The sequence below is a fragment of the Mesorhizobium sp. M4A.F.Ca.ET.050.02.1.1 genome (genome assembly GCF_003997725.1).
Taxonomy (GTDB): Bacteria; Pseudomonadota; Alphaproteobacteria; order Rhizobiales; family Rhizobiaceae; genus Mesorhizobium.
Genome location: NZ_RZSG01001150.1, coordinates 1 through 1,374 on the forward strand (window position 1 = coordinate 1; position 1,374 = coordinate 1,374).

General features: G+C 65.0%; 2 protein-coding genes. Both read left to right on the top strand.

Features of this window, described 5'->3' with window-relative positions:
* The coding region (locus EOA33_RS35845; protein ID WP_127407732.1) for a zinc-binding dehydrogenase at positions 1-749 on the top strand (749 nt) is incomplete at its 5' end.
* A gap of 145 nt (positions 750-894) precedes the next feature.
* Positions 895-1,374 (top strand): LacI family DNA-binding transcriptional regulator (locus EOA33_RS35850; protein ID WP_145989516.1); only part of this gene is annotated, 480 nt, incomplete at its 3' end.

Here is a 1,374-nt window from a genome sequence, read left to right on the forward strand (position 1 = left end):
GCGGACACTGCGCCGCCTGCCACAAGGGCCTCACCAATCTGTGCGCCTCGCTCAAAGCCTACGGCGTGACCGCCAACGGCGGCTTCGCCGAATTCAGCCTCGTCGGCGTCGATCATCTGCATGACATCGGCGATCTCGCTTTCGCTACCGCCGCGCTCGCCGAGCCGCTCGCCTGCGTGCTGAACGGTCTCAGCGCCGCCGGCATCGAGCCAGGCGCACGCGTGCCCGGCACCGCGCTGGTCTTCGGCGCCGGCCCGATCGGCCTGCTGCTTGCGCTGTCGCTGAAGGCGAGGGGGGTGGCGAGCGTCGCGGTTGCCGACATCAGCGAGCAGCGGCTTGCCTTCGCCGAGGCGCTCGGGCTGGTGCCGCTGCTGTCCGGATCGCAGGCGCTGGCGGCAAGGACGAAAGGCTTCGATTTCGTTGCCGACGCCACCGGCGTTGCCAGGGTGGTCGAAGCCATGATCGGCTTCACAGCCGATGGCGGCACTGGGCTCGTCTTCGGCGTCTGCGCGCCCGACGCCAGGATCTGGGTCGCGCCGTTCGAGATCTTCCGCCGCCAGATCAGGCTGGTCGGTTCGCATTCGCTGAACCGCAACATCCCGCAAGCGCTCGACATCCTCAAGCGCGACGACGGCACCATGGCACGGTTGGTCAGCCACCGGTTGCCGCTTGCGGAACTTTTGCCCTTCTTCGCCAAGAGCGGTGGCGATCCGGCGACGATGAAGGTGCAGTTTTCGGCGGATATATGAGTGAAAACGCGCGGCACTCCCATCGACCCGGAAACTCGCCTGGCACGGTCGAAGCGTTGCAGCTTTGCGCAAGATGGTGACTCACGTAGAGAGTGACGGGAAGGGTCGAACAGGGGGCCTGTGAATGGCAAAGACGATCAGGACGATGGAGGATTTCTCTGACTTCGTCGGCTTGTCTCGCACGACTGTCTCCAAATATTTCAACGATCCCAATTCGGTGCGGAAGAACACGCGCAGCGCCATCGAGGCGGCGCTGAAGAAATCCGATTTCCGGCCGAGCATGTTCGCGGTCAACCTCAATCGGCGCCGCAGCAACATCCTCGGCGTCATCATCCCGAATTCGACGGACCCGTTCTACATGGCGCTGACGCGCCGCATCGAATTGATCGCCAACGAGGCCGGCTTCCTGGCTTTCGTGCTGTCCTCCGACGGGCGCGCCGAGATGGAGGACCAGGCGATCCAGACGTTCCGCTCGATGAACATCGCGGGCGCCATCATCGCGCCGCTCGGCGTGCGCTCGCACCACCGGATCCTCGCTGAGCTCGGCGCCTCGATCCCGCTGATCTATGTCGACTCGCCGCTGGACGAGACCTCCTCCTTCGTCGGCACCGACAACCGGCAGAGT